The sequence below is a fragment of the Streptomyces syringium genome (assembly GCF_017876625.1).
GTDB classification, from domain to species: Bacteria; Actinomycetota; Actinomycetes; order Streptomycetales; family Streptomycetaceae; genus Streptomyces; species Streptomyces syringius.
Genome location: NZ_JAGIOH010000001.1, coordinates 5,415,161 through 5,441,740, shown reverse-complemented (window position 1 = coordinate 5,441,740; position 26,580 = coordinate 5,415,161). Strand labels below are relative to the sequence as shown.

20 protein-coding genes and 1 pseudogene are annotated in these 26,580 nt (G+C 70.7%); 10 read left to right on the top strand and 11 right to left on the bottom strand.

Going from position 1 to position 26,580, the window contains the following annotated elements:
• Window positions 1–130: 130 nt before the first annotated feature.
• From JO379_RS24360 to JO379_RS24345, 4 genes and pseudogenes are all read left to right on the top strand, one after another.
• Window positions 131–3,194: pseudogene (locus JO379_RS24360) on the top strand (sensor histidine kinase).
• Window position 3,195: 1 nt separating this feature from the next.
• Window positions 3,196–3,618, top strand: coding sequence for a roadblock/LC7 domain-containing protein (locus JO379_RS24355; RefSeq protein WP_130880092.1), 423 nt, complete (start codon window positions 3,196–3,198; stop codon window positions 3,616–3,618).
• Between the two features lie 84 nt (window positions 3,619–3,702).
• A complete protein-coding gene (locus JO379_RS24350) occupies window positions 3,703–4,224 on the top strand; it encodes a DUF742 domain-containing protein (protein ID WP_130880091.1) in 522 nt (173 codons plus the stop codon).
• The gene (locus JO379_RS24345) at window positions 4,205–4,786 is read left to right on the top strand and encodes a GTP-binding protein (RefSeq protein ID WP_130880090.1); all 582 of its coding nucleotides are present in this window, start codon (window positions 4,205–4,207) and stop codon (window positions 4,784–4,786) included. The genes JO379_RS24350 and JO379_RS24345 overlap by 20 nt, the downstream gene beginning before the upstream one ends.
• A gap of 219 nt (window positions 4,787–5,005) precedes the next feature.
• Here the strand turns inward: JO379_RS24345 and JO379_RS24340 are convergent, their stop codons facing one another.
• The 3 genes from JO379_RS24340 to JO379_RS24330 all read right to left on the bottom strand — a co-directional run bounded on the left by JO379_RS24340 (window position 5,006) and on the right by JO379_RS24330 (window position 9,400).
• Complete coding sequence (locus JO379_RS24340; protein ID WP_130880089.1) at window positions 5,006–5,203, bottom strand: acyl-CoA carboxylase subunit epsilon; 198 nt, start codon at window positions 5,201–5,203, stop codon at window positions 5,006–5,008.
• An 11-nt stretch (window positions 5,204–5,214) separates the two neighbouring features.
• Window positions 5,215–6,798: an acyl-CoA carboxylase subunit beta gene (locus JO379_RS24335; RefSeq protein WP_130880088.1), complete on the bottom strand. Its 1,584-nt coding sequence runs from the start codon at window positions 6,796–6,798 to the stop codon at window positions 5,215–5,217.
• A gap of 199 nt (window positions 6,799–6,997) precedes the next feature.
• Entirely contained in the window at window positions 6,998–9,400 is a 2,403-nt protein-coding gene (locus JO379_RS24330; RefSeq protein WP_307842116.1) for a polysaccharide lyase 8 family protein, read from the bottom strand.
• 223 nt (window positions 9,401–9,623) lie between these two features.
• Between JO379_RS24330 and JO379_RS24325 the strand changes: the two genes are divergently transcribed.
• On the top strand, window positions 9,624–10,256 hold the full coding sequence (locus JO379_RS24325) for a YceI family protein (RefSeq protein WP_130880086.1): 633 nt from the start codon (window positions 9,624–9,626) through the stop codon (window positions 10,254–10,256).
• A 12-nt stretch (window positions 10,257–10,268) separates the two neighbouring features.
• On the opposite strand, the gene JO379_RS24320 is transcribed toward JO379_RS24325, so the two are convergent.
• Window positions 10,269–11,786, bottom strand: a complete 1,518-nt coding sequence (locus tag JO379_RS24320) for an FAD-dependent monooxygenase (protein WP_209516993.1) — start codon at window positions 11,784–11,786, stop codon at window positions 10,269–10,271.
• Between the two features lie 106 nt (window positions 11,787–11,892).
• On the opposite strand from JO379_RS24320, the gene JO379_RS24315 reads away from it, so the two are divergent.
• Window positions 11,893–12,540: a TetR/AcrR family transcriptional regulator gene (locus tag JO379_RS24315; RefSeq protein WP_130880084.1), complete on the top strand. Its 648-nt coding sequence runs from the start codon at window positions 11,893–11,895 to the stop codon at window positions 12,538–12,540.
• 70 nt (window positions 12,541–12,610) lie between these two features.
• Here JO379_RS24315 and cimA read toward each other — a convergent pair whose 3' ends face one another.
• The 4 genes from cimA to JO379_RS24295 all read right to left on the bottom strand — a co-directional run bounded on the left by cimA (window position 12,611) and on the right by JO379_RS24295 (window position 18,545).
• Window positions 12,611–14,245 (bottom strand): citramalate synthase, encoded by a 1,635-nt coding sequence (gene cimA / locus JO379_RS24310; RefSeq protein ID WP_130880083.1) that lies wholly within the window; start codon window positions 14,243–14,245, stop codon window positions 12,611–12,613.
• A 381-nt stretch (window positions 14,246–14,626) separates the two neighbouring features.
• Window positions 14,627–15,967: an MFS transporter gene (locus JO379_RS24305; protein ID WP_130880082.1), complete on the bottom strand. Its 1,341-nt coding sequence runs from the start codon at window positions 15,965–15,967 to the stop codon at window positions 14,627–14,629.
• A 168-nt stretch (window positions 15,968–16,135) separates the two neighbouring features.
• Window positions 16,136–17,242, bottom strand: coding sequence for a branched-chain amino acid aminotransferase (locus tag JO379_RS24300; RefSeq protein WP_130880081.1), 1,107 nt, complete (start codon window positions 17,240–17,242; stop codon window positions 16,136–16,138).
• Between the two features lie 262 nt (window positions 17,243–17,504).
• On the bottom strand, window positions 17,505–18,545 hold the full coding sequence (locus JO379_RS24295; RefSeq protein ID WP_130880080.1) for a 3-isopropylmalate dehydrogenase: 1,041 nt from the start codon (window positions 18,543–18,545) through the stop codon (window positions 17,505–17,507).
• Window positions 18,546–18,675: 130 nt separating this feature from the next.
• On the opposite strand from JO379_RS24295, the gene JO379_RS24290 reads away from it, so the two are divergent.
• The gene (locus JO379_RS24290; RefSeq protein WP_130880079.1) at window positions 18,676–20,253 is read left to right on the top strand and encodes a purple acid phosphatase family protein; all 1,578 of its coding nucleotides are present in this window, start codon (window positions 18,676–18,678) and stop codon (window positions 20,251–20,253) included.
• Between the two features lie 223 nt (window positions 20,254–20,476).
• On the opposite strand, the gene JO379_RS24285 is transcribed toward JO379_RS24290, so the two are convergent.
• Complete coding sequence (locus JO379_RS24285; RefSeq protein ID WP_130880078.1) at window positions 20,477–20,629, bottom strand: hypothetical protein; 153 nt, start codon at window positions 20,627–20,629, stop codon at window positions 20,477–20,479.
• A 330-nt stretch (window positions 20,630–20,959) separates the two neighbouring features.
• On the opposite strand from JO379_RS24285, the gene JO379_RS24280 reads away from it, so the two are divergent.
• Both JO379_RS24280 and JO379_RS24275 read left to right on the top strand, forming a co-directional pair.
• Window positions 20,960–21,844 carry a phosphatidate cytidylyltransferase gene (locus JO379_RS24280; RefSeq protein WP_130880077.1) on the top strand — a complete coding sequence of 295 codons (885 nt, stop codon included), beginning with the start codon at window positions 20,960–20,962 and terminating at the stop codon, window positions 21,842–21,844.
• 185 nt (window positions 21,845–22,029) lie between these two features.
• Window positions 22,030–22,380, top strand: coding sequence for an SH3 domain-containing protein (locus JO379_RS24275; protein ID WP_165451608.1), 351 nt, complete (start codon window positions 22,030–22,032; stop codon window positions 22,378–22,380).
• A gap of 143 nt (window positions 22,381–22,523) precedes the next feature.
• Here the strand turns inward: JO379_RS24275 and pruA are convergent, their stop codons facing one another.
• Window positions 22,524–24,155 (bottom strand): L-glutamate gamma-semialdehyde dehydrogenase, encoded by a 1,632-nt coding sequence (pruA, locus tag JO379_RS24270; RefSeq protein ID WP_130880075.1) that lies wholly within the window; start codon window positions 24,153–24,155, stop codon window positions 22,524–22,526.
• Window positions 24,156–24,197: 42 nt separating this feature from the next.
• On the bottom strand, window positions 24,198–25,124 hold the full coding sequence (locus tag JO379_RS24265) for a proline dehydrogenase family protein (RefSeq protein ID WP_209518846.1): 927 nt from the start codon (window positions 25,122–25,124) through the stop codon (window positions 24,198–24,200).
• Window positions 25,125–25,313: 189 nt separating this feature from the next.
• Between JO379_RS24265 and JO379_RS24260 the strand changes: the two genes are divergently transcribed.
• Window positions 25,314–26,573, top strand: coding sequence for a helix-turn-helix domain-containing protein (locus tag JO379_RS24260; protein WP_130880074.1), 1,260 nt, complete (start codon window positions 25,314–25,316; stop codon window positions 26,571–26,573).
• The last annotated feature ends 7 nt before the right edge of the window (window positions 26,574–26,580 follow it).

The following is a 26,580-nucleotide window of genomic DNA, read 5'->3' as shown; positions in this document are numbered from 1 at the left end:
TGTCCGACGGCCGTGCCCACTGTTTGGAATGCACCTGCCTGCCGTGCTGGAATTCCGGGGCTGAGCAGTCACGGCTCAGCGGAAATACACGGCACAGGTCAGGTGCCGACGCCGAGAGGTTGTTGGTCGAGTGAGGCGTAGAAAGACGGGCGCCACGCAGCAGGCGCGGGACGAGCGGGGCAACTTCACCCCACCGTCCCGCTCAGCGGCGTTGCCCTCTGACGTGCCCGAAGCCCCCGCCGAGCCCGTGAAGGGCAGTGGCGGCAGGTTCTCCCCACGCAACTGGCGGGTGCCCACCCGGCTGAACGTCATTCTGCTGATCCCGGTGCTCGTCGCCCTGGTCTTCGGTGGCCTTCACGTGAAGACCTCCGTCGACACGTGGAACGAGGCGCAGGACGCCACGGAGACCGCGCGAGGAGTACGGGCCGCGGCCACGTACGCCCACGCTCGAGGAGCGCGACCAGACGGCGCTGCCGCTGCTGGGCAACCACCGCGACGACCCGGTCATCAAGAAGACGCGGGACGCGACGGACGCCGCCCGGACGGAGTTCGACAAGGCCGTCAAGAACATGCCGGCCACCCCGAGCCTCCAGCGCCGCATCAAGCTGCTGCGCGACGCCGAAGCCGGGCTGCCCAGGCTCCGCAGCGCCGCGTACTCCTCCGCCCTGTCCGGCGCCGACACCGAGGACGGCTACGGCGCCATCCAGCGACCGCTCATGGCGTTCTCCAACGAGCTGGGCCTCGGCACCGACAACGCGAGCTCCTTCGGCCGCATGGTCTACGCCGTGCAGCTCGCCAAGGCCGCCGAGTCGCTGCAGCGTTCCATCGGCGCCCACCTGCTGGAGAAGCCCGGCAGCGCGCAGAACCGCGAGAAGCTGACGACCTCCTTCGTCTCCTACAACTTCCTGGAGTACATCGCCCACGGCGAGTACGTCCAGGGCGGCACCGACGACGACATCAACCGGCTCAACAAGGCGCTGGCCGACAAGGCCAAGGTGACCGAGCAGGACAAGATGTACGCCGCGATCTCCACCACGCCGGCCGCGGCGCTGAAGACCAAGGGCATCACCGCCGAGTCGTGGTTCACCACCGCGACGGGCAAGTTCGATGCCTACCACTACATCGAGATGCAGCTGGCCGACCGGGCCGTGGCCGATGCCGAGAAGGTCGCTTCCGACGCCAAGCAGGAAGCGATCATCAACTCCTCGATCATGGTGCTGGCCCTGTTCGCCGCCTTCGTGGTGGCGGGCAAGATGGCCCGCTCGATGAGCCGGAGCATGCTCCGGCTGCGCGCCGGCGCCTTCGAGATCGCCGAGCAGCGACTGCCGGCCCTGGTCGACCAGCTTTCGCGCACCGACCCCGGTCACGTCGACACCCGTATCGAGCCCATCCCGATCACCACCGGTGACGAGATCGGCGAGGTCGCCCGCGCCTTCGACCAGGTCCACCGCGAGGCGGTGCGACTGGCCGCCGAGCAGGCGCTGCTGCGGGGCAACGTCAACGCGATCTTCACGACCCTCTCGCACCGCAACCAGGCCCTCATCGAGCGTCAGCTGACGCTGATCACGGAGCTGGAGAACAACGAGGCGGACCCGGACCAGCTGGAGAACCTCTTCCGGATGGACCACCTGGCCACCCGTATGCGGCGCAACGGCGAGAACCTCCTCGTCCTCGCGGGCGAGGAGCCGGGCCGCCGCTGGGACCAGCCGATCCCGCTGGTCGACGTGCTCCGTGCCGCCTCCTCCGAGGTGGAGGCGTACGAGCGCATCGAGCTGAGCGGTGTCCCGGAGGCCGAGATCCACGGCCTGGCCGTGACCGACCTCGTGCACCTGCTCGCGGAGCTGCTGGAGAACGCCACCACCTTCTCCTCCCCGCACACCAAGGTCCGGGTGACCGCGACCCGGCTGCCCGACGGCCGCGTGATGGTCGAGATCCACGACAAGGGCATCGGCCTCACGCCCACCGACTTCGCGGACATCAACCACCGGTTGGCCAACCCGCCGACCGTGGACGTCGCGATCGCCCAGCGCATGGGTCTGTTCGTGGTCGGCCGCCTGGCGACCCGCCACGGCATCCGCGTCCAGCTGCGCCCGTCGGGCGAGCAGGCCGGCACCACCTCGCTGGTGATGCTGCCGGACGCCATCACGCACGGTGGCGGCGCCTCGCTGGACGAGATGTCCCCCGAGGACTTCACGCTCACTTCCCGGGCCGTGCCGGAGCAGCAGCAGCCGGCCGCGCCGGCCGCACCGACCGGCCCCCGGCTGCGCACCGCCGCCGAACTGGGCTTCGACGACTCCCGTTACGAGCCCCGGCCGGACGCCGGCACCGGACCTTCGCTGGACCCGGTCGGCCGTTCGCTGATGCGCGAGGAGCGGCGCGCGGCGCTGGAGGCGCAGGCCGCCGACAACCGTCCGCTGTTCCGGGACGAGGTTCCGCAGCAGGGGTACGACCAGCAGGGCTACGAGCAGCAGGGTTACGACGAGCAGCGGGGCCTCGCCCAGTCGTCGGAGCAGACCGGGCAGCAGCCGTATACGGAAGCCGGCTATACCGAATCCGGGTACGGCGACCAGCAGGGCTACGGCGACTACAACGCCCCCGCCCCCCAAGGCGAGTGGAACGAAGCCGGTCCGTACCAGCACGGTTACGAGCAGGGTCGCGGAGCTGATTCGGAATCCCTGCCGTCCGCTGACACGGCCCAGCCCGAGCGCGTAGAGTTCGACCGTCCGGGCCCCTCTTCGAGCGGCTCCCACTCGCTGACCGGGTCCGGTCTGCCGCGCCGCGCGAAGCAGTGGCAGCAATCCGAGTCGGGCGAGAGCGCCGCGGGGGCCGGCGGAGAACCGGAGCAGTCCCAACAGGACCCACAGCAGCGTGCAGAGGCCGATAAGTCCGACTGGCAGTCGGCGAACGACGAGCGCTGGCACCGCGCCGAGCAGCTCCGTGAGCCGAAGGCCGGCGGAATCACCTCTTCCGGTCTCCCCCGCCGGGTCCCCAAGGCCAACCTGGTCGAGGGCAAGGCGGAAACGACCCCGCAGGGCGGCCCCCAGATATCCCGCGCTCCGGAGGACGTCCGCGGCAGGTTGAGCAACCTGCGCCGCGGTGTCCAGCAGGGGCGCAGCGCGGGGACCGACAACTCCGCACATGAGCAACACGACCAGGGCTTCGGCCCCGGCGGCACCTACGATCAGGAGCGTTAGTGTGAGCCCGATGAGCCAGGCGGCGCAAAACCTGAACTGGTTGATCACCAGTTTCGTGGACAACACCCCAGGGGTGTCCCACACCGTCGTGGTCTCCGCCGACGGACTCCTTCTGGCCATGTCCGAAGGGTTCCCGCGGGACCGCGCCGACCAGCTGGCGGCAGTAGCCTCCGGCCTGACCTCACTGACCGCGGGTGCCTCCCGGATCTTCGAGGGCGGCGCGGTCAACCAGACCGTGGTGGAGATGGAGCGTGGTTTCCTCTTCATCATGTCCGTCTCCGACGGATCCTCGCTGGCCGTGCTGGCGCACCCCGAGTGCGACATCGGCCTCGTGGGCTACGAGATGGCCCTGTTGGTCGACCGCGCGGGCAGTGTGCTCACGCCCGACCTCCGCGCCGAATTGCAGGGGAGCCTTCTCAACTAGCAAAGAGGCAGTGCGTTTCGCGCCACCGCCCCATAAGGTGCGGTGGCGCGACCAGCATCAGACAGGCAAGTTGGAGGAGGAGACGTGGCAACGCCCCCCGGCGGTTACCCGTACGGCAATGAACAGCAGGCTCAGCCCCCGCTGAACCGCTTCAATTTCCCCTCCGCACCGAGCCACCAAGCTCAGCCGGAGGCTCCGCGGTCGCCGTACTCGGCACCCGCGCAGCCCCAGAAGCACCGGCGTGCGACCCCCTCGGGGGGCGCGCACAACCCGCTGGTGCGACCGTATGCGATGACCGGCGGCCGTACGCGGCCGCGCTACCAGCTCGCCATCGAGGCACTGGTGCACACCACGGCTCAGCCGTCCCAGCTCCAAGGGCAGTTGCCGGAACACCAGCGCATCTGCCAACTGTGCCGTGAGATCAAGTCGGTCGCCGAGATCTCGGCACTTCTTTCCATCCCGCTCGGCGTAGCCCGAATCCTCGTCGCCGACTTGGCGGAGGCCGGACTTGTCGCCATCCATCAGCCCGGCGGCGACGAGTCCGCCGGCGGCCAGCCTGACGTGACACTGCTCGAAAGGGTGCTCAGTGGACTTCGGAACCTCTAGCGGCGAGGCAGCCCGCTCCACCACCTCCGCGAAGATTGTGGTGGCCGGTGGCTTCGGCGTGGGCAAGACCACGTTCGTCGGCGCGGTCTCGGAGATCAACCCGCTGCGCACCGAAGCGGTCATGACCTCCGCCTCGGCGGGGATCGACGACCTCACGCACGCGCCGGACAAGACCACGACGACCGTGGCCATGGACTTCGGCCGCATCACCTTGGACCAGGACCTGATCCTGTACCTCTTCGGTACACCCGGTCAGGACCGCTTCTGGTTCATGTGGGACGACCTGGTCCGCGGCGCCATCGGCGCCGTCGTCCTCGTCGACACCAGGCGCCTCGCCGACTGCTTCCCCGCCGTCGACTACTTCGAGAACAGCGGCCTCCCCTTCGTCATCGCCCTCAACGGCTTCGACGGACACCAGCCCTACAACCCCGAAGAAGTCCGCGAAGCACTCCAGATCGGCCCCGACGCACCGATCATCACCACCGACGCCCGCCACCGCAACGAAGCCAAGAGCGCACTCATCACGCTCGTCGAGCACGCCCTCATGGCCCGGCTGCGGTAGAGCGGTCAGGGATGGCTGTGCGGATCTGCTGACACCGGGTGTCAGCACCTCCGCACAGCCATCGCTTTTGGTCGCGCAGACGAAGAGGTCCCCGCACTCGGATGAGTGCGGGGACCTTTTCGCGTGGTTCATTTCGCGTGGCTCAGCCCTGCCAGCTGTGCGGGGCCCGGCTGTGCCCACCCGGGGGCAGCCCCCGGACCCCCGGCCGGGGGCGGCGCGTCAGCCCTGCCAGCTGTGCGGGGCCCGGAAGCCCGGGGTGCGCTCCAGGCGGCGCCAGCCGGCGGAGGAGCGGCGCGGGCGGGCGGGGGCCTCGTGGCCGTTGCCGGCCGCGGCGCGGGCGAGGAGGACGGCGGTGACCGCGGCCAGTTCCTCGGCGTCGGCGGTGCCCTTCTCGACGCGTACGAGCGTGTCGTTCATGTGTTTCTCCCTTACTGGGGCGGGTTGCCGTGCTTGCGCGAGGGCAGATCGGCGTGCTTCGTCGCGAGCATGGCCAGCGACTTGATCAGCACGGAACGGGTCTCGACGGGGTCGATCACGTCGTCGATCAGCCCGCGCTCGGCCGCGTAGTACGGATGCATCAGCTCCGCCTTGTACTCCTTGACCATGCGTGCCCGCATCGCCTCCGGGTCGTCGGCCTCCGCGATCTGCTTCCGGAAGATCACGTTTGCCGCGCCTTCCGCGCCCATCACGGCGATCTCGTTGGTCGGCCACGCGTACGTCAGGTCCGCACCGATGGACTGGGAGTCCATCACGATGTACGCGCCGCCGTACGCCTTGCGCAGGATCACCGAAATACGCGGAACCGTGGCATTGCAGTACGCGTACAGCAGCTTCGCGCCGTGGCGGATGATTCCACCGTGCTCCTGGTCCACACCGGGCAGGAAGCCGGGGACGTCCAGAAGAGTGATGATCGGGATGTTGAAGGCGTCGCACATCTGGATGAATCGCGCGGCCTTCTCCGAGGCCTCGATGTCCAGGACACCGGCCAGGGACTGCGGCTGGTTGGCGACGATGCCCACGACCTGGCCGTCGAGCCGGGCCAGCGCGCAGATGATGTTGGTAGCCCAGCGCTCGTGGATCTCCAGGTGGTCGCCGTCGTCGACGAGCTCCTCGATCACCTTGCGCATGTCGTACGGGCGGTTGCCGTCCGCCGGGACCAGGTCCAGGAGGGCGTCGCCGGTGCGGTCGGCCGGGTCCTCGGAGGCGACCCGCGGCGGGTTCTCGCGGTTGTTCTGCGGGAGGAGCGAGAGGAGGTAGCGAACCTCTTCGAGGCAGGTCTCCTCGTCGTCGTAGGCGAAGTGCGCGACGCCGGAGGTCTCGGCGTGCACATCGGCACCCCCCAGACCGTTCTGGGTGATCTCCTCACCCGTCACGGCCCGCACCACATCCGGGCCCGTGATGAACATCTGCGAGGTCTCACGGACCATGAACACGAAGTCCGTCAGCGCCGGACTGTACGCCGCACCACCCGCGCACGGGCCGAGCATCACACTGATCTGCGGGATGACACCCGACGCCTTGGTGTTCCGCTGGAAGATCCCGCCGTACCCGGCCAGCGCCGAGACGCCCTCCTGGATACGCGCACCCGCACCGTCGTTCAACGACACCAGCGGAGCACCCGCCGAAATCGCCATGTCCATGATCTTGTGGATCTTCGTCGCATGCGCCTCACCCAACGCACCACCGAAGATCCGGAAATCATGCGCGTACACAAAAACCGTACGCCCGTGCACCGTCCCCCACCCGGTGATCACACCATCGGTGTAGGGCTTCTTCGCCTCCAGGCCGAACCCCGAAGCGCGGTGCCGCCGCAGCGGCTCCACCTCGGAAAAAGAGCCTTCGTCGAGGAGGAGGTCAATACGCTCGCGAGCCGTCAGCTTGCCCTTGGCCTTCTGGGCCTCGGTCGCCCGGTCACTGGGCCCACGCCGAACCTGCTCGCGGATGGCGTGCAGCTCGGCGACGCGCCCACGGACGTCACTCGCCTCTACGGGCGCACCTTCGAGATTGCTCATGCATAGACGGTACGTGCCGGGGGTGCTGGAAACTCATGTCGGTTCCATACAACGTCATGCGCTGTTTGGTGGGCAGGCAGCACAGAAACGCACACAGGCTTTATCACTTCACCACACCCGCCGAGGGCTCACAGCGCTGTGGATATTCCACAAATCTCCACGTCATGAGCCGTAGGGCGAGCGTCTTGACGGCGGAGGCTCAGCCGAGGGCCACCTCGCAGACGTGCGCCGCGCACGCCGTGCCCGGCTGGACGCGGAGCCGCAGCGCGGCTCCCGTGGCGAGCACACGGACGGAGGAGTCGTGCGCGGTGACCCGGCGCACGGGCCGGGTCCAGAGGAGATCGATCGGGGTGCCGGCGCGCAGCGGATCGGCGAGATGGAGGATCGCGGTGCGGCCCCGCCGGCGGACGAGCACGGCCGCGGGGGCCGTGACGCAGAGCGTACCGGCCGTGCCCGGGGACCAGAAATTGGCCGCGGTGAGTCCCTGCGCGGGCACATGGACGGCCTGGCAGTCGCGGGAGTTGGCGAGGACCGTGAGCCGGTGCGGGTCCCGGGAGTGGGCGGCCAGGTCGCGGGGGGTGGCGCCGGGCATGAGGACGTAGGCGTACGAGGAGTCCGCGGGGTCGGTGCCGTGGGGGCGCAGGAGGGTGAGATAGCGGCGGGTGATCCGGTCGGCACTGCCGCCGGTGTTGATGTCCCGCCAGGCGCCGGTGCGCGATCGGCGCAGCGCGGTGAGCGGGGTGCCGCCGGGGAAGAGATAGCCGCCGTGCCCTTCGAGGTGGGCCCAGTGGGCGCGCGCGTAGGACTGTGACCAGCCGTCGTCCTGGGGCTGGGGGGTGCCGTCGACGGTGAGCCGCGGGGTGCCGGTGGCGCCGAGGTTGCGGTTGTCGACGATCGTTTCGACGGGGACGCCGTCGTGCGCGGTGATCCCGGCGCCGAGGCAGATGACGGAATCGGCCGCGCAGAACCAGGACTTCCTGGCGTCCAGGGTGGAGCCGAGGCCCTTGAGATGCTGGCCGACGGCGGCGAACTCCCCGTCGGTGACGCCGCCCACCCAGCGCGCGGCGGGCCTGGGTTCGCCCCAGCCGCCGCCCTCGTTGTCGGCGAGGGGCTTGGTGGAAACGGTGGTGCCGGGCAGCCGGTACGGGTCGACGGTGGGCCAGAAGCCGTCCGTGTACTGGCCGCCGCCGTGGTCGCGGCCCCACCAGTAGAGCATTCCGGCGCCGGTGTGCCAGCCGCGCGGGTTCTCGCCGTTGCCGTTCTCGTAGTGGCTGACGCGGTCGGAGGCCATGGCGATGTTCGCGCACCAGCCGGGGCGCCGGTGGACGGCCCGGTCCATGGCGGCGAAGAGCCGGTGTCCGACGGGCTCGGGGGCGGCGGGTGCCGGGCCGTCGGCGACGGCGGCGAGCCGGGCCAGGTCGGCGACGCCGAACTGGGGGTCGGAGCGGACGGGGCTGGTGGTGTCGCGGGCGATCCAGCCCTTGACCAGGGCGTGCCAGCGGTCCCGCTCCGCCGCGCTCGCGCCGCCGGACAGCAGCGCGATGGCCGCGATGAGCGCGTGGCCGCGCTGGTGGTCGCCCTGGGTCAGCCGCCGGGGGTCGGCCGTCTGCACGCCGCGGCTGATGGCGCGGCCGGAGACGCTGTCCATCATCAGGCCGTTGTACAGCAGGGGGGCGTAGGCCCGCTCGACGCTGTCGTGGATGATCTGCCGGCGGGGGTCGGTGACCTCCCAACGCGACCCGCGCAGCAGGGAGAAGAGCCGTCCGAGTCCGTCGAGCAGCACCTGGCCGTAGGTGCCGGAGTAGGCGACCCAGGTGTGCTGGATGAAGGAGCCGTCGGCGTAGAGCCCGTCCCCCTCGGTGACGTAGGGGAAGACCGGGGAGAGGGCGTCGCGGGCGAGGGCGACCTTGGCGGGGGCCTCGCCGAGGATGCCGCGCACGGCCACGACGCGGCACAGGTCGACGCGGTTGGCTCCGGTGCTGGTGCCGGTGTAGGCGCCGAGCATCGTGTCGGGGACGAAGTGGTCGACGGCGGCGAGTTGACCCGCGCGCCGGGTGGGGTCGATGCGGTCGTGGAGGAGGGTGAGGGTGTCGAGGAGCAGTCGGGGGCTGCCGATCTGCCACTCCCACCAATTGCCGTAGCGGGTCGTTCCGGGGTGGTAGATCCGGTCGTGGACGTGGTCGAGTCCGGCGATCACGTCGGCGGCGAGGCCGGCGTCACCGGTGCTGCCGGTGCCGGGCTGGGTGCAGGCCTGGGCCATGGTGTGCAGACGTGCGTAGCTCTGGGTGATGCCGGCGGGCGAGTCGAAGGGCGCGTCGGGCCAGAGCCAGGCGGGACCGGGCCGCATGCCCGCCCGGTGGGATCGGGCGAGGTCGCCGGTGCGGCGCAGGGCCGAGGCGTAGGGCTCGGCCGAGGCGTCGAACCCGCTGCCGAGCATGAGGTCGCGCCATCTCTCCCGCAGCACCCGGAACTCCTCGCCCGGGTCCGCCCCCGCACCGGCCGCGGCGGCCCCGGCCGGCGGACCGGCCGCGGTGAGGCCGAGGGCGGTCACGGCGGAGGCGGCGAGGAAGCCGCGGCGGGTCCAGCTCGGGGCAGACGGCACGGCGGGTCCTCCCGGGGCACGGGGTGCGGGCGGTACCGGGGCCACACCGTGGCACGGCCCGTGGACGTGCGGCAATACCCCCGACTCGGCCATCGCCGATCCCTTCCTGGAAGACCCTCGGGAAAAATCCCCACCACAAATGTTGAAAGTTGAACCAGATCGAGCTAACGTCATTCTCGTTGAACCTTCAACAACCACCTCTCATCTTCTCCAGGAGCACGTCATGGGCATCTTCAGCCGCAAGAGCAATACCGCCGCCACTGCCGCCGACCGTGGCGCCACCGCCGTCCTCGATGTGGACCCCGCGCTGGCGGCCCTGACCGGTGACTACGCCATCGACCCGGCCCACAGCAGCATCGGCTTCACCGTGCGCCACGCCATGGTGACCAATGTGAAGGGCTCCTTCGCCGAGCACGAGGGCAACCTCCACCTCGATGGCACCGACCCGTCCCGCTCCACGGCGAGCATCGACGTCAAGATCGAGAGCGTGGACACCGGCATCAAGGACCGCGACGCCCATCTGCGCGGTGACGACTTCTTCGACGCCGCGGCGTTCCCCCTGATGACCTTCCGCTCCACCGGCGCCGAGCAGCTCGGCGGCGACCGCTACCGGGTCACCGGCGACCTCACCATCAAGGACGTCACCCGCCCCCTCGCCATCGACCTGGAGTTCAACGGCTCGGCCACCGACGTCTACGGCAATGAGCGCGTCGGCTTCGAGGGCAGCGCCGAGATCCTGCGCTCCGACTGGGGCCTGACCTGGAACGCGGCCCTGGAGACCGGTGGTGTGATGGTCAGCGACAAGGTGAAGCTGACCTTCGACATCTCCGCCGTCAAGACCGCCGCCCAGGCCTGACCCCCGTGCGGATCAGCGACCGAGGCGCCGCAGACAGTCGATGACGTCCGCGCCTCGGTCCGCGGCCGCGCTCAGCGCTATGTGGTTGTCGGGCCGCACGAGCACAAGACCTCCCCGGCCCTCCGGCACCCGGTACGCCGCGCGGGCGTGCCCCTCGGGGTCCGCGAGACCCGCCTCGGGCCCCCCGTCGACAAGGCAGGTGCGGACGAGGTCACCGCACTCCCCCGCGACTTCCGCCAGCGCCTTCGCGCTGTCCTCACCGAAGCCCAGCAGCGTGAAGTGCGGTCCGGCGAAGACGTCGAAGAGCCGCACCGGCCGGCCGGTGACCGCGTCCACGCAGGGCGCGTCCGGTGCCCGGTCGCCCGCCGTCTCCCCGCCGCAGGCCAGCGAGCTCCAGCGGTAGCCCACACCCAGCGTGGTGGCGGCGTCGTCGATGACCACCTCCGTGCCGACGCCCGCTTCCTTGACGGCCTCCCGCACCACCCGCATCCGCTCATCGGTGGTCTTCAACGTCCAGGCCGCGACGGGGAGCCGCTCCTCCTCGTACGTGTCCAACAGCCCCTCCCCCGCCTGTCCCTTGGCGACGAGTGCGAGCTTCCAGCCGAGGTTGAAGGCGTCCTGGACGCCGGTGTTCATCCCGAGGCCGCCCGCTATCGGCTGCACGTGTGCCGCGTCGCCCGCGAGGAAGGCACGACCGACCCTGAAGCGCTCGGCCATCCGTACATTGATGCGGTAGGTCGAGATCCACGTCGGGTTGGCGAGCCGCACCCCGGGCAGCCGCGCGTGCCGGTCGAAGAGGCGCTGAAAGGTCTCCAGCGAAGGTGCCACCAAGCGGCCCCGGTCATCGCGCTCGGGCGTCCCCTGGAGCTGCCACGATGTGGTGCCCGGAATGGGCCAGAGCATGATCGCACCGTCCTCGTCGAACCACTGGTGCCAGTAGGCGCGGTCCAGCCCGTCGGCCTCCACGTCCCCGATCACCATGCATTCCTCGTCCTCGGACTCGCCCTCGAAGGGCACGCCGAGCGTCCTGCGCAGCACGCCGCGCCCGCCGTCGCACCCCACGACGTACGACGCCTCGACGCTTCGCCCGTCCGCGAGGGTGACGGTCGCCTTCTCCTCGCCCTGCGTCAACCCGGCCACCTCGCAGCCGAGTTCGACGGCCACCCCGTACTCGGCGAGCTTGGTGCGGAGGATCTCCTCGGTGCGCCACTGCGGAAGGCCCAGCCCCTTTCCGTACGGCGCCGTGGGTGTCGGGACCGCTCCCGCGAAGATCTCGGCATCCGCCAGCGGGACGCCTCCCCGGTACTTGCGCAGCACCATGCGCTCCACGCCGGCGGCATCGAGCTCCGCCGCCACGCCGAGGTCCGCGAACACCTCCCGGCTGCGCTGATTGGGGCCCTTGGCCCGCGAAGTGCGGTGAAAAGCGGGGGACTTGTCGATGATGCGGACCGGCACCCCGGCCCGGGCGATCGTGCACGCGAGAGTCAGCCCGGTCGGCCCGGCGCCCACGATCAGCACTGTGGATGTCATGCGGTGTCCCTCCGTCGTTCGGTGTCTCCATGAAAGACCCCCGGAGCAGAAAACGCAACCGGGTAACGAATCTTTCTTGGTAACGAGAATCTGGTAGGGTGGCCGTGTGAACGAGGTGACCGGACTGCGGGAACGAAAGAAGCAGCGCACGCGAGAAGCGCTGTCCAGCACGGCGATCGAGCTCTTCCTGGAGCGAGGCTTCGATCGGGTGTCGGTCGCGGACGTGGCGGCCGCGGTGGAGGTGTCCAAGCCGACCCTCTTCCGCTACTTCCCGGCCAAGGAGGATCTGGCCCTGCACCGGATCGCCGACCACCAGGGCGAGGCCGCCCGCGTGGTGCGCGCCCGGGCCGAGGGCCAGTCGCCGCTGGCCGCCCTGCGCGCCCACTTCCACGCGCGGCTCGACGCCCATGATCCGATCACGGGTCTCAACGACGACGCCCGGATACGCGCGTTCAACGACATGCTCTACACCACGCCGAGCCTGCTGGCCCGGCTGGTGCGCTACACCGGCCGCGACGAGGAGGAGCTGACCGATGCGCTCCACGAGAGTGCCGACGACGGCGCTGCGGCGGCCCGGTTCACGGCCGGGCTCGCGGCCGCGCAGGTCATCACCCTCCACCGGCGCCTCGCCGAGGGGAACTGGCGCAGGATCACGGACGGCCGCACCGCCGAGCAGGCACTGCCCGAGGCGCACGCCGCCGCCGACCTCGGTTACGACCTGCTCGACGGCGGGCTGGCGGCCCACTACGGCTGACGGGGGCGGTGGCGGGCCGGGCGGGGGCGCGCGCCGGGCGCCGCCCGCCCAAGAGCCCTGCGCTACTGCGCTACTCCTGTGGTTCGACCCCGGCGCGCCGCAGACCGTAGGCATAGGCGTCGTCGAGCGCCTGCCAGGACGCGGCGATGACGTTCTCCGCGACACCGACGGTGGACCACTCGCCGTGCTCGTCGCTCGTGGAGACCAGGACCCGGGTGATCGAGCCCGTGCCCAGACTGCCCTCCAGGATGCGGACCTTGTAGTCCGTCAGCTTCAGGGCGGCCAGCTTCGGATAGATGCGCTCCAGCGCGACGCGCAGCGCGCGGTCGAGGGCGTTGACCGGGCCGTTTCCCTCCGCGGTGGCGACGATGCGCTCGCCCTTGGCCCACAGCTTCACGGTCGCCTCGTTGGCGTGCGTACCGTCGGGGCGGTCCTCGACGATCGCGCGCCAGGACTCCACGCGGTAGTAGCGGCGGGCTCTGCCTTCGACCTCCGCGCGCAGCAGCAGTTCGAAGGACGCGTCGGCGGCCTCGTACGTGTAGCCGGCGAGTTCACGCTCCTTCACGCGCTCGACGACGCGCGCGACCAGGGCGCGGTCGCCGCCGAGGTCGATGCCCAGCTCCTTGCCCTTGAGCTCGATGGATGCCCGTCCGGCCATGTCGGAGACGAGCATCCGCATGGTGTTGCCGACCCGCTCCGGGTCGATGTGCTGGTACAGATCCGGGTCGACCTTGATCGCCGATGCGTGCAGCCCCGCCTTGTGGGCGAAGGCGGAGACCCCCACATAGGGCTGGTGGGTGGAGGGCGTGAGATTGACGACCTCGGCGATGGCGTGCGAGATGCGCGTCATCTCCGCGAGCTTCCCCGCCGGGAGCACCCGCCGGTCGTACTTGATCTCCAGCGCCGCGACCACGGGGAAGAGGTTGGAATTGCCGACCCGTTCGCCGTAGCCGTTGGCGGTGCACTGCACGTGCGTGGCGCCCGCGTCCACGGCGGCGAGCGTATTGGCCACCGCGCAGCCGGTGTCGTCCTGGGCGTGGATGCCGAGCCGGGCGCCGGTCTCGGCCAGCACGGCCGCCACGACCGTCTGGACCTGGGCGGGGAGCATGCCGCCGTTGGTGTCGCAGAGCACGACCACGTCGGCGCCGGCCTCGTGCGCGGTGCGCACGACCTGCGTCGCGTAGCCGGGGTTGGCGTGGTAGCCGTCGAAGAAGTGCTCGCAGTCGACGAAGACGCGACGTCCCCGCGCCCGCAGATGGGCGACGGTGTCCCGCACCATCGCGAGGTTCTCCTCCAGCGTGGTGCGCAGGGCGAGTTCGACGTGCCGGTCGTGGGACTTGGCCACCAGGGTGACGACCGGGGCGCCGGAGTCGACCAGCGCGGCGACCTGCGGGTCGTCCTCGGCCCGCACGCCCGCCTTGCGTGTGGCGCCGAACGCGACGAGCTGCGCGTGCCGGAAGTCGATCTCGGCGGCGGCCCGCTGGAAGAACTCGGTGTCGCGTGGGTTGGCGCCGGGCCAGCCGCCCTCGATGAAGCCGACGCCGAAGTCGTCCAGGTGCCGGGCGATGGTCAGCTTGTCCGCGACGGTGAGGCTGATGCCCTCGCGCTGCGCGCCGTCGCGCAGCGTCGTGTCGAAGACGTGAAAGCTGTCGTCGACCTGAAGGCCGTCCTCGGCGGGAAAGCCGTCCTCGGGTGCGTCCGTCATGCTGCTCTGACTCCTGTCGAGATCTCGGTCTACCGGAATAACCGGTTCCACCGTCCCCCTATGATCCCGCGCGGTGCGCCTCCGGCGTGGTGGGCCGGGAAACGAAAAGACCTCTCGCGGGTGCGAGAGGTCTGCGCGCGGGTCTGGGACGACGGTGTCCGCGTCGTACGGGTTGGTACGAGGCGGTCACTGCGGACCGGCGCGCCTGCTGCCAATAATCATGGCGAACGAGAGCATGGTGCCATCCTGGCACGGTGTCTCGCGTCGGCGCTGCCGAGTCTCACGATGCGGATGCCTCCGGCGATGCGGCTGCGTCCCACGCTGCGGTCAGTGTCGCCCTCAAGCGCCGGGCAGGCTTGGTTTCGCGGGCTGGTGACGTCATCAGACACCCGGACGACTGGCCTCCGTCGCGTCCTCGGTCGTGGTTCGAGCCGGGATCACCGTCCCCGTGGTGCCGACGTTCTTCAGGTCGATGTCCCGCGTCTCGCGCATCGTGAGGTAGACGATCAGCGAGACGGCCGCACAGCCCGCCACGTACCAGTAGTAGCCGGACTCGATGCCGCCCTTCTTGAACCACAGCGCCACGTATTCCGCCGTCCCCCCGAAGAGCGCGTTGGCGATGGCGTAGGGCAGGGCCACGCCCAGCGACCGGACACCGGTGGGGAACAGCTCCGCCTTCACGCACGCGTTGATCGACGTGTAGCCCGTGACGACGATCAGCGCCAGCAGGGCCAGGCCGAGCGCCGGCCAGAAGGAGCCCGCGTGGCCGAGCAGCGTCATGATCGGCACGGTCAGGAAGGTGGAGCCCACGGCGAAGGTGACGAGCAGCGGGCGGCGGCCGATGCGGTCCGAGAGGGCGCCCGCGAGGGGCTGCAGGCACATGAAGACGAAGAGGGCGCAGAAGCTGACGAGGGTCGCCGTCTGCTTGGACAGGCCCGCGCTGTTGGAGAGGTACTTGGTGAGGTAGGTCGTGTAGGTGTAGTACGCGACCGTGCCGCCCATGGTCAGCGCGATGACGAGGAACGCCTCGCGCTTGTGCCGCAGCAGCGCCTTGATCGTGCCGCGGTCCTCCTCGGAGGTCTCGCCCGACTCCTCGTACACCTCCGTCTCCAGCATGTTGCGCCGCAGATAGAAGATGACGGCCGCGCCCAGCGCGCCCACGATGAAGGGGATGCGCCAGCCCCAGCTGTGCAGCGCGCTGTCGGACAGGGTGTGTTGCAGAAGGATCTGCAGGCCGAGGCCGACGAGCTGGCCCGCGGTCATGGAGACGTACTGGAAGCTGGAGGCGAAGCCTCGGCGGCCGGGCGCGGACGCCTCGGTGAGGTAGGTCGCGCTGGCCGCGTACTCGCCGCCGACCGAGAGGCCCTGGAGCAGCCGGGCGACCAGCAGGACCGCCGCGCCGCCGTAGCCCGCGACGGCGTAGGTCGGCGCGATGGCGATCAGTACGGCGGAGGCCGACATCAAGGTGACGGTCAAGGTGAGTGCCGACTTGCGGCCGCGCCGGTCGCCGACGCGGCCGAGCAGCCAGCCGCCGAGGGGGCGCATGAAGAAGCCGACGGCGAAGAGGCCCGCGGTGTTCATGAGCTTCGCCGTGTCGTCACCCGAGGGGAAGAAGGCGCCCGCGAAGTAGGTGGCGAAGCTGGCGTACACGAACCAGTCGAACCATTCGACCATGTTGCCGGCCGAGCCGACCCAGATCTTCTTCCAGTGCTGTCGTCCCATGGTCGATCACGGTGGCGGAGCGACAGGTGTCGGACAAGGGGCCGGGCGGCAACGATCATGCCAACTTGCGTGCGTTGCGTTCACGGCGGCCACCGGAGCCGAGCCGGTACGGCTGAGGCCGCCCCGACGGTTCGTCCGGGGCGGCCTCGGCGGTGGCGAGGAGCGGGCTCAGCCCAGCGGGTGCATCCAGCCGCGGGTGTCCTCGGCCTTGCCGGTCTGGATGGCGAGCAGCGCCTCGCGCAGCTTCATCGTGACCTCGCCGGGCCGGCCGTCGGCCTGGGTCCACTCGGCGCCCGCGGACTTCACGGAGCCGACCGGGGTGATGACCGCGGCCGTGCCGCAGGCGAACACCTCGGTGAGCGTGCCGTTCTCGGTGTCGCGCTTCCAGTCGTCGGTGGAGATGCGGCGCTCCTCGGACTCGTAGCCGAGGTCCTTGGCCAGCTTCAGCAGGGAGTCACGGGTGACGCCGGCGAGGAGCGAGCCGGTGAGCTCGGGGGTGACGATCCTGGGCTGCTCATTGGCTTCGGACCCGTACACGAAGTACAGGTTCATGCCGCCCATCTCCTCGACCCAGCGGTGCTCCAGGGCGTCGAGCCAGACCACCTGGTCGCAGCCCTTCTCCGCCGCCTCGGCCTGGGCGAGCAGGGAGGCCGCGTAGTTGCCGCCGGTCTTGGCGAAACCCATGCCGCCGGGCACCGCGCGGACGTAGTTCTCCGAGAGCCAGACGGACACCGGCTGCACGCCGCCGGGGAAGTACGCGCCGGCGGGCGAGGCGATGACGATGAAGAGGTACTCATTGGCGGGCCGCACGCCGAGACCGACCTCGGTCGCGATCATGAACGGGCGCAGATAGAGCGACTCCTCGCCGCCGTGCTCGGGCACCCACTTCTTGTCCTGCTCGACCAGCACGTCACAGGCCTCGATGAAGGTCTCGACGGGCAGCTCCGGCATCGCCAGACGGCGGGCGGACTTCTGGAAGCGCTCGGCGTTGGCCTCGGGCCGGAAGGTGGCGACCGACCCGTCGGGGCCGCGGTAGGCCTTCAGGCCCTCGAAGATCTCCTGCGCGTAGTGCAGGGTCATGTTGGCCGGGTCGATCGACAGCGGCGCGTACGGGACGAGCTGCCCGTCGTGCCAGCCACGGCCCTCGGTCCACTTGATGGTGACCATGTGGTCGGTGAAGTGCCGGCCGAAACCGGGGGCAGCCAGGATCTTCTCGCGCTCCGCGTCGGACAGCGGGTGCGAGGAGGGCTTGAGCTCGATCGTGGGCGTCGTCATGAATGCGTGTCCTTCACCTTGGTGTGTGGCGGACCGCGCTCATTCCGTCCCGATCGGCTCGAGGACGTCCGAGCTTCCCCTCATGCCGCGGCCCCACGTTCGATTATCTCTCCCGTGGGGCCGTGGACGAAAAAACTGCGCGCGGCCCTGGATGGATGGTCGCACCCAACCGCGCGGTAGCACAGCGACCCACCTCATACAGCGGTGCTCTACGGGTAGAGCACCGCCATCGGGGAGGGTGCCGGGAGCCGGGGCGGCCGGGTCAGCCGGATACTCGTGCGGCGAGCGCGTCGCCGATCTCGTCCGTCGTACGGGGGCCTGTGCCGCGGGCGGCGAGGTCGTCGGCGACGGCCTCCTCGACGCGGTCCGCCTCCGCCTCGTGGCCGAGGTGGCGCAGCAGCAGCGCGACGGAGAGGACGGCGGCCGTGGGGTCGGCCTTGCCGGTGCCGGCGATGTCGGGCGCGGAGCCGTGGACCGGTTCGAACATCGACGGGAAGGCGCCGGTCGGGTTGATGTTCCCGGAGGCGGCCAGGCCGATGCCACCGGTGACGGCGGCGGCGAGGTCGGTGAGGATGTCACCGAAGAGGTTGTCGGTGACGATGACGTCGAAACGCTCGGGCTGGGTGACGAAGAAGATCGTCGCCGCGTCGACGTGCAGATAGTCGGTGGTGACCTCGGGGTATTCCCGGCCGACCCGGTCGAAGACGTTCTTCCACAGGTGGCCCGCGTAGACGAGGACGTTGTTCTTGTGGACGAGGGTCAGCTTCTTGCGCGGCCGGGCCTGCGCGCGCTCGTACGCGTCGCGCACCACGCGCTCCACGCCCAGCGCCGTGTTGAGGCTGACCTCGGTGGCGACCTCGTGGGGGGTGCCGGTGCGCAGGCTGCCGCCGTTGCCGACGTAGGGGCCCTCGGTGCCCTCGCGGACGACGATGAAGTCGATCTCCGGGCGTCCGGCGAGCGGGGTGTCCGTGTGGGGGAAGAGCTTCGAGGGGCGCAGATTGACGTAGTGGTCGAAGGCGAAGCGCAGCTTGAGCAGCAGCCCGCGCTCGAGCACGCCGGACGGCACGGAGGGGTCGCCGACCGCGCCGAGCAGGATCGCGTCGTGGTCCTTGAGGGATTCGAGCTCGGCGTCCGGCAGGGTCTCGCCGGTCGCGTGCCAGCGCCGGGCGCCGAGATCGTACTCCCGGGTCTCCAGCTTCACGTCCGAAGGAAGGACGGCATTGAGGACCTTGAGGCCCTGGGCCACGACTTCCTGGCCGATACCGTCACCGGGGATCACTGCGAGGCGCATGGTGCGAGACATAGCGGGACCGTACTCCGCCGTCCCGGTGGTTGACACGCGATGTCCACGATCCGGACAGATGGCGGTCCGGTCAGGTCACGTTCACCTCAAGGACGGGACGGTGTCGCTCGTTCCTGGGACGTTTTCGAGCATGGAGACACCACGGGTAGGCATCCCCGACCACCTCGCCGTCCGGATGACGATGGCCGAGCAGCACGAGTATCTGCGGACGAAGCTCACCCGGCGCGGGATGCTGCGCGCCGGTGCCGCCACGGCCGGGACGGTCGCCGGGCTGGGTGTCCTCGGCGGCGCGGGCGCGTACGCGGGCCCCACCCTGGTCGGCGCGCCCGCGACCGCCCGGGTGGACGGCTCGGTGGTCGCGCCCTTCGGCCGCCATCTCGCCTTCGGCGCCGATCCGAGGACGCAGATGCGGATCTCCTGGCAGGTGCCGTTCGCGGTCAGGGACCCGTTCGTCCGGGTGGGCCTCGAACCGTGGGACCTCGGCCTGCGCGTGGCGGCGGAGGTGCGCGCTCTGCACACGCCCGCGCTCAGCAAAAAGCTCCCGGCCGTCGACCAGGTCTATCTGCACGCGGCGCTGGACGGCCTCAGCCCGGGCAGGACGTACTACTACGGCGTCGGCCACACCGGCCACGACCCCGCCGACCCGCGCCACTTCGCGACCATCGGCACCTTCCGCACCGCCCCACAGAGCGCGGAGAGATTCGTCTTCACCGCCTTCGGCGACCAGGGCGTCAGCTACGACGCGCTCGCCAACGACCAGCTGATCCTCGGCCAGAACCCCGCGTTCCATCTCCACGCGGGCGACATCTGCTACGCCGACTCCAGCGGCGGGGGCAAGCCGACGGACGTCTACGACGCGCGGGTGTGGGACCAGTTCCTCGCCCAGACCGAGTCCGTGGCGGCGCGGGTGCCGTGGATGGTGACCACCGGCAACCACGACATGGAGGCCTGGTACTCCCCCAACGGCTACGGCGGTCAGCGGGCCCGCTGGACCCTGCCGGACAACGGCTTCGACCCGCGCCAGGCGCCGGGCGTCTACTCCTTCACCTACGGAAACGTGGGGGTCGTCGCGCTGGACGCCAACGACGTCTCGTACGAGATCGCCGCCAACACCGGTTACACCGGCGGCAGACAGACCGCCTGGCTGGACCGGCGGCTGCGGGAGTTGCGCGGGCGGCGCGGGATCGATTTCCTCGTCGTCTTCTTCCACCACTGCGCGTTCTCGACGACGAAGGCGCACGCGTCGGACGGCGGGGTGCGCGAGGCATGGCTGCCGCTGTTCGAGAAGCACCAGGTGGACCTGGTGATCAACGGCCACAATCACGTCTACGAACGGACCGACGCGATCCGCGGCGGGCGAGTGGGCAGGAAGGTCCCGATCGGTGGGAGCGTCGACGGGACGCGCGACGGCATTGTGTACGTCACCGCGGGCGGGGCGGGCAAGGCGCTGTACGACTTCCCGGTGCCGGACAGCTACGAGGGCCGTGTGAAGGACCTCGACGGCATCGCCAGCTACCACTGGGGGAAGGGCCGGGTGAAGCGCCCGGAGACGGTGGAGTGGTCACGTGTGCGCTACACCGGCTTCTCCTTCCTCGCCGTCGAGGCCGAGCCGGGCCGCCACCCGCGACTGCGGGTGACGGCACTGGCGGAGAGCGGAGCGCGGGTGGATTACTTCGAAGTGACGCGGAGCGGAGCCGAGAAGAACTAGCACCGCGAAGTGACGCGGAGCGGAGCCGAGAAGAACTAGCACCGCGAAGTGACGCGGAGCGTCGGCGCGACGTAACGCGCGGCGGAGAAGAAACAGCGGCTGCGGGCCGCCTCACGCGCACCTCCGCTGCGCGGCGGTGTCCTCGATCGCCGGACGGGCTGGATGTGGCTGACCCCAGCCGAAAGCAGCCTGTCCGGCGTTTGAGGACGCGCCCGCAGGGCGCTCAGTGACCCGTCGCGCCGCCGTTGTCGCGGCGGTCGAGCGCGCGCTGGAGCGCGGCGGCGGCGTTGGCGCGGTCGGTCTTGTGGGCGGTGGTGTCGGAGGTGCGGGTGCCGCGGGCGCCGCGGCGGGTCCTGCGGACGACGGTCTCGGCCATGAAGTCACGTCTCCTCTGAATGGAAGCCCGAGAAGTGCGGATGAGAGCCGGAAAGAGTGCGGGGGCCCGCGTACGGCAGGGATCACCTGCGCTCACGCACCGGGCCGCAACCGCCTTCGCTCGATGGAGCGGGACGTTCGGCTGCTTCCACGCTAGGTCAGCGGGGACGCGCTGTCTGCACATTTAGTCGGCCTTCCTACTATCTGAGACGGGGGTGCGGCTCCACCCGCCCGTACAGCGCGGAAACGGGTCGGCGACAGTAGGGCCCATGAACGGCCAGTACGTACGCGAACCCTGGGCCCCGGCCCGCCTCCTGCCCGACGAGGCGCGATGAGTGCGCTGTTGGAAGCCGAGGAGGCGTTCGGCCGCGCCCTGCCGGTCGTCGCGGGGGCGCTGGCCGTCGCCGGTGCGGCCGTCGCGGTCCTCCCCGCGGGCGTCACCGCCCGCCGTGAACTGCGGCGCGCCTGGGGCACTTCGGTCGTGGCGGCGCTGTTGTTCTTCGCCGCGCTGTACCCGGTGGACTCGCCGGGGCCGCTGTTGCTGCCGGCCGTGCTGGGGCTGGTCGCGGTGGCGGAGTACGCGGCTCTGCTGCGCCTCGCGCGGGGCGAGCGGGTGGTGCTGGGCGTCGCGGCCGTGCTGGTGCCGCCGCTGGCGTATGTGGCCCATGTGCTGCCGGAGGAGGTGCGTTTCGACCTGCGGTTCCCGGCGCTCGTGCTGGTCGCGTGCGTGCTGGCGGCGGTGCTGTCCGGGGATCCCGCGCGGGCCGGTGAGCGGGCGGCGCGCACGGTCTTCGGGGTGCTGTGGATCCCGTTGACGCTGAGCGGACTCCTGGTGCTGGAGGGCACGGCGATCGCCGTGGTCGTGGCCGTCGCCTTCGGTGATGTGGCCGCCTGGTGCGGAGGGGCCCTGTTGGCCCGGCTGGGCGGCGGCCTGGCCCGGCCGCTGTCCCGGCTCTCCCCCGACCGGACGTGGGCGCACGTGCTCACGGGGGGCATGGGCGTGGCCGTCGGCCTGGGCGCGGTCGGCGGGTTCACGGTCAGCCTGTGGGCCGCGGTGCTGTGCGGCTGTGTCGTGGGCGGTCTGCTCGGTTCCGCGCTCACCCGCGAGGCCGGCGCGGAGGGTACGGGCAGCTGGCTGCCGGGCTTCGGCGGCCTCCTCGGTCGACTCGGCTCCCTGCTGTCGGCGCTGCCGCTCGCGATGCTGGTGGCGCTGTGACGTCCGCCCGCTCCCGCTGCGACGCGCGCCGCCCGCGGGGACGCCGCCGTCCGCACCACCCGTGACAGGGGCGTGACAAAACCGCCATACGAGCACGACCCGACGGCGCTTAAGGTGATCGCCGCGGCCGTAGCCGCGATCTTGATTCACCGTTCCACTCGCTCCACCCACCGGAGGACATGCCCGTGCGTCGAATATCCCTCGCGCTCACCACCGTCGCGCTGATCGGCACCGCCGCCCTGGCCGCCCCGGCCCAGGCGGCCACCGCGGCACCGCAGCGCGCGGCGGCGGCCAAGCCGTGCAACGCGGACAACGCGGCCATCTACACCGACGGCACCCGGCTGCGCACCAAGGCGAGCGCGTCGAGCGGCGTCAAGGGCCAGCTCTACTTCAAGGACCCGATCCGGATCCTCAGCAAGTCGGGCAAGTGGGACTACGTCCAGCTGAAGGCCAAGAGCAGGGGCGGGCTGCCCAAGGGCACCCGCGGCTATGTGGCCCACGCCAACATCATCCCGCCGTACTGCGGCGGTCTGTAGGACCACCGCCGCACCTCCGCGGCACGCTCCACTGCCGGTCCGGCGGCCGGCCGTGGGGACCGGGGAGGATCCCGGAAACCGGAAAAGCGACGCCGCCGCCCGGCTGGGGAGCCGGGCGGCGGCGTCGCTTGTGAAAGGGCTGGTCAGCCCATGTGCGGGTAGCCGTACTCGGTCGGCGGGACCAGCGTCTCCTTGATGGAGCGGGTCGAGGTCCAGCGCATCAGGTTGGACGCGGCGCCGGCCTTGTCGTTGGTGCCGGACGCGCGGCCGCCACCGAAGGGCTGCTGGCCGACGACGGCACCGGTCGACTTGTCGTTGATGTAGAAGTTGCCCGCGGCGAAGCGGAGCTTCTCCATCGCGTCGGCCGCCGCGTAGCGGTCCTGGGCGATGATCGAGCCGGTCAGGGCGTACGCCGAGACGGACTCCATCTGGGCCAGCATCGCGTCGAAGTCGGCGTCCTCGTAGACGTGGACGGCGAGGATCGGGCCGAAGTACTCGGTCGTGAAGACCTCGTTCTCCGGGTCCGTGCACTCGATGACCGTCGGGCGGACGAAGTAGCCGACCGAGTCGTCGTACGTGCCGCCCGCGATGATCGTGCAGGTCGGGTCGGACTTGGCCCGGTCGATCGCGGCCTTGTTCTTGGCGAACGAACGGTCGTCGATGACGGCGCCGATGAAGTGCGACAGGTCGGTGACGTCACCCATGGTGATGCCGTCGACCTCGGCCGCGAACTGCTCCTTGAAGCCGTTGTCCCAGAGGGAACGCGGGATGTAGGCGCGGGAGGAGGCCGAGCACTTCTGGCCCTGGAACTCGAAGGAGCCGCGGGTCAGCGCGGTCTTCAGGATCGCCGGGTCGGCGCTCGGGTGCGCGACGACGAAGTCCTTGCCACCGGTCTCGCCGACCAGACGCGGGTAGGACTTGTACTTCTCGATGTTGTTGCCGACCGTCTTCCACAGGTACTGGAAGGTCTTGGTCGAGCCGGTGAAGTGGATACCGGCCAGCTCGGGGTGGTTCAGGGCCACCTCGGAGACGGCGATGCCGTCACCGGTCACCAGGTTGATGACGCCCTTGGGCAGGCCCGCCTCCTCCAGGAGCTGCATCAGCAGCACGGCGGAGTGGGTCTGGGTCGGGGACGGCTTCCAGACGACCACGTTGCCCATCAGGGCCGGGGCGGTCGGCAGGTTGCCCGCGATGGCGGTGAAGTTGAAGGGCGTGATCGCGTAGACGAAGCCCTCGAGCGGACGGTGGTCGCTGCGGTTCCACACACCGGCGGAGTTGGCGACCGGCTGCTCGGCGAGAATCTGGCGCGCGAAGTGCACGTTGAAGCGCCAGAAGTCGACGAGCTCACAGGGGGTGTCGATCTCCGCCTGCTGGGCGGTCTTCGACTGGCCGAGCATGGTGGAGGCGGCCAGCGTCTCGCGCCAGGGGCCGGCCAGCAGCTCGGCGGCGCGCAGGATGATCGCCGCGCGGTCGTCGAAGGACATCGCGCGCCACGCCGGGGCGGCGGCCAGGGCGGCGTCGACCGCGTCCTGGGCGTCCCGGACGGTGGCGTTGTTGAAGGTGCCGATGACGGCCGCGTGGTTGTGCGGCTGCACGACCTGGAACGGCTCGCCGCCGCCCATCCGCTTCTCACCGTTGATGGTCATCGGCAGGTCGATGGGGTTGCCGGCCAGCTCCTTGAGCTTGGCCTCGAGGCGGGCACGCTCCGGGGAACCGGGGGCGTAGCTGTGCACCGGCTCGTTGACCGGCGCGGGGACCTGGGTAACGGCGTCCATGAGTTCCGTGTCTCCTTCGGGGCTCTTGCGGGGGTTCGGGGGTCAGCCCGTGGTGAGGATGGAACGGGCGAAGAACAGCAGGTTCGCGGGCTTCTCGGCGAGGCGGCGCATGAAGTAGCCGTACCAGTCGGTGCCGTACGCGGTGTACACCCGCATCCGGTGGCCCTCGGCGGCCAGCCGGACGTGCTCGTCGCTGCGGATGCCGTACAGCATCTGGAATTCGTACTCATCCAGTTTGCGCCCCGCCTGCCGGGCCAGCTCCTGCGAGATGGCGATCAGACGCGGGTCGTGCGACCCGATCATCGGGTAGCCCTCGCCCTGCATGAGGATCTTGACGATGCGGACGAACGCCTTGTCGATCTCGGCCTTGTCCAGGTACGCGACGGAGGCGGGCTCCTTGTACGCACCCTTCACGATACGCACTCGGCTGCCGGCCGCGGCGAGCCGGCGGGCGTCGTCCTCGGTGCGGAAGAGGTAGGCCTGGATCACACAGCCGGTCTGCGGGAAGTCCTTCCGCAGCTCCTCGTGGATGGCGAACATCGAGTCGAGGGTGGTGTGGTCCTCGGCGTCCAGGGTGACCGTGGTGCCGATGGCGGCGGCGGCCTCGACGACCGGGCGGACATTGGCGAGCGCCAGCTCGTGGCCGCCCTCCAGGGCCTGGCCGAACATGGAGAGCTTGACCGACATCTCGGCCTTGGTGCCGAGGCCGAGCGCCTTGAGGCGGTCGATCAGCTCCAGGTAGGCGTCACGGGCGGCGTAGGACTGCTCGACCGTGGTGATGTCCTCGCCCACGACGTCCAGGGTGACCTCCAGGCCCTTGGCCGAGGCGTCCTGCACGATCGGGATGACCTGGTCGACGGTCTCGCCGGCGATGAACCGGTCGACGACCTGCTTGGTGCCCGGGGCAGCCGACACGAAACGGCGCATCTTGTCGCTGCGCGAAGCGGCGAGGATCACGGGAGCCAGCACGGGCACCTCCACAATGACGGCCGCCCCCACCTGGGGAGTCGGCATAAGTAACTCAACGTGAAACGTAGAGTTCATGCCACCGCGCGGCCATCGACAGCTGTCACGCATCCGTGGCCGGGATCTCAGACAGATGTATGACAATGGGGGCACGGGCATGGGGAATACCCGAGGGAAGGAGCGGAGCGCGGCATGCGGGGCGACTATCAGCAGCTCGTGGACGACATCTCGGCGGCGCTCGGCGCGCCCGCGACGCTCGAGGACCGCGACTTCGGGCTGATCGCGTTCGGCGCCCACGGCGGTGACGACGATCTCGACCTGATGATGGACCCGGTCCGCACCCGCTCGATCCTCCAGCGCCGGTCGACGGCGGCGGTCCGGGCGTGGTTCGAGGCGTTCGGCATCGCGCGGGCCCAGTCGCCGCTGCGGATCCCGCCGGACCCGGCGGCGGGGGTCTTCAAGGGGCGCATCTGTCTGCCCGTGCGCCACCGCGGGGTGGTCCACGGCTATGTCTGGCTGCTGGACGACGAGCAGCTCGCGGGGCTCGATCTCGCCCTGCCGTACGCGGACCCCCGGCTCGCGCACGCCATGGAGACCGCCGACCGGATCGGCGCGCTGCTGGCCGCGGAGGCCCGGGCCGGGGCCGAGCTGGGCGAGCTGCTGCGGGAGCTGCTGACGGCCCGCTCCGCCGGGCGGGACGCGGCGCGCGGCGCGCTGCGGGAGGCGCTCGGAGCGGCGGCCGACGGCCCGCTGGCGATCGTCGCGGTGGCCCCCTGGCGCCCGGTGGGCGAACCGGGCTCCGCCGGGGACGAGCCGGACCGGTCGGCGGCGCCGGCGGACACGGGCTCCGGCTCGATGCTCGCCGCGCAGTCGGGCGTCGCCGCGCTCTGCGCCGTCCCGGACTCGCTGCCCGACGGCTCGGCGGCGCTGGCCGCCCTGGTCCGGCTGCGCGCCCTCACCACCCCCGCCCCGGCCCGCACCGCGGCGGAGCGGCTGCTGCGCTCCCCGCGCGCGGCCGGGGCGGCCTCGGCGGCCACGGCGGGGATCGGAACCCCCCGCCGGGGCCTGGCCGAGCTGCCCACCGCCTGGTCGGAGGCGCTGGCCGCGGCCCGCGCGGCGGGTGCCGCGGCCGGGTCGGGGCGGCGGCTGGGACCGGTGGCGGAGTGGGAGGCGCTCGGCGCGTACCGCGCGCTGACGGCCCTGCCGGCCGACCGCGCGGCGGATCCCGCGGTGCTGCGCCTGCTGGAGCCCGCGCACACCGAGCTGGCCCGCACGGCGGAGACCTTCCTCGACTCCGCCGGCCAGGCGGGCAGGGCGGCCGCCGCCCTCGGCATCCACCGCCAGACGCTCTACTACCGGCTCGCGCGCGTGGAGCAGCTCACCGGCCTCGACCTGGACGAGGGCGAGGACCGGCTGCTGCTGCACATGTCGCTCAAGGCCTCCCGGCTCTAGGCGCCCG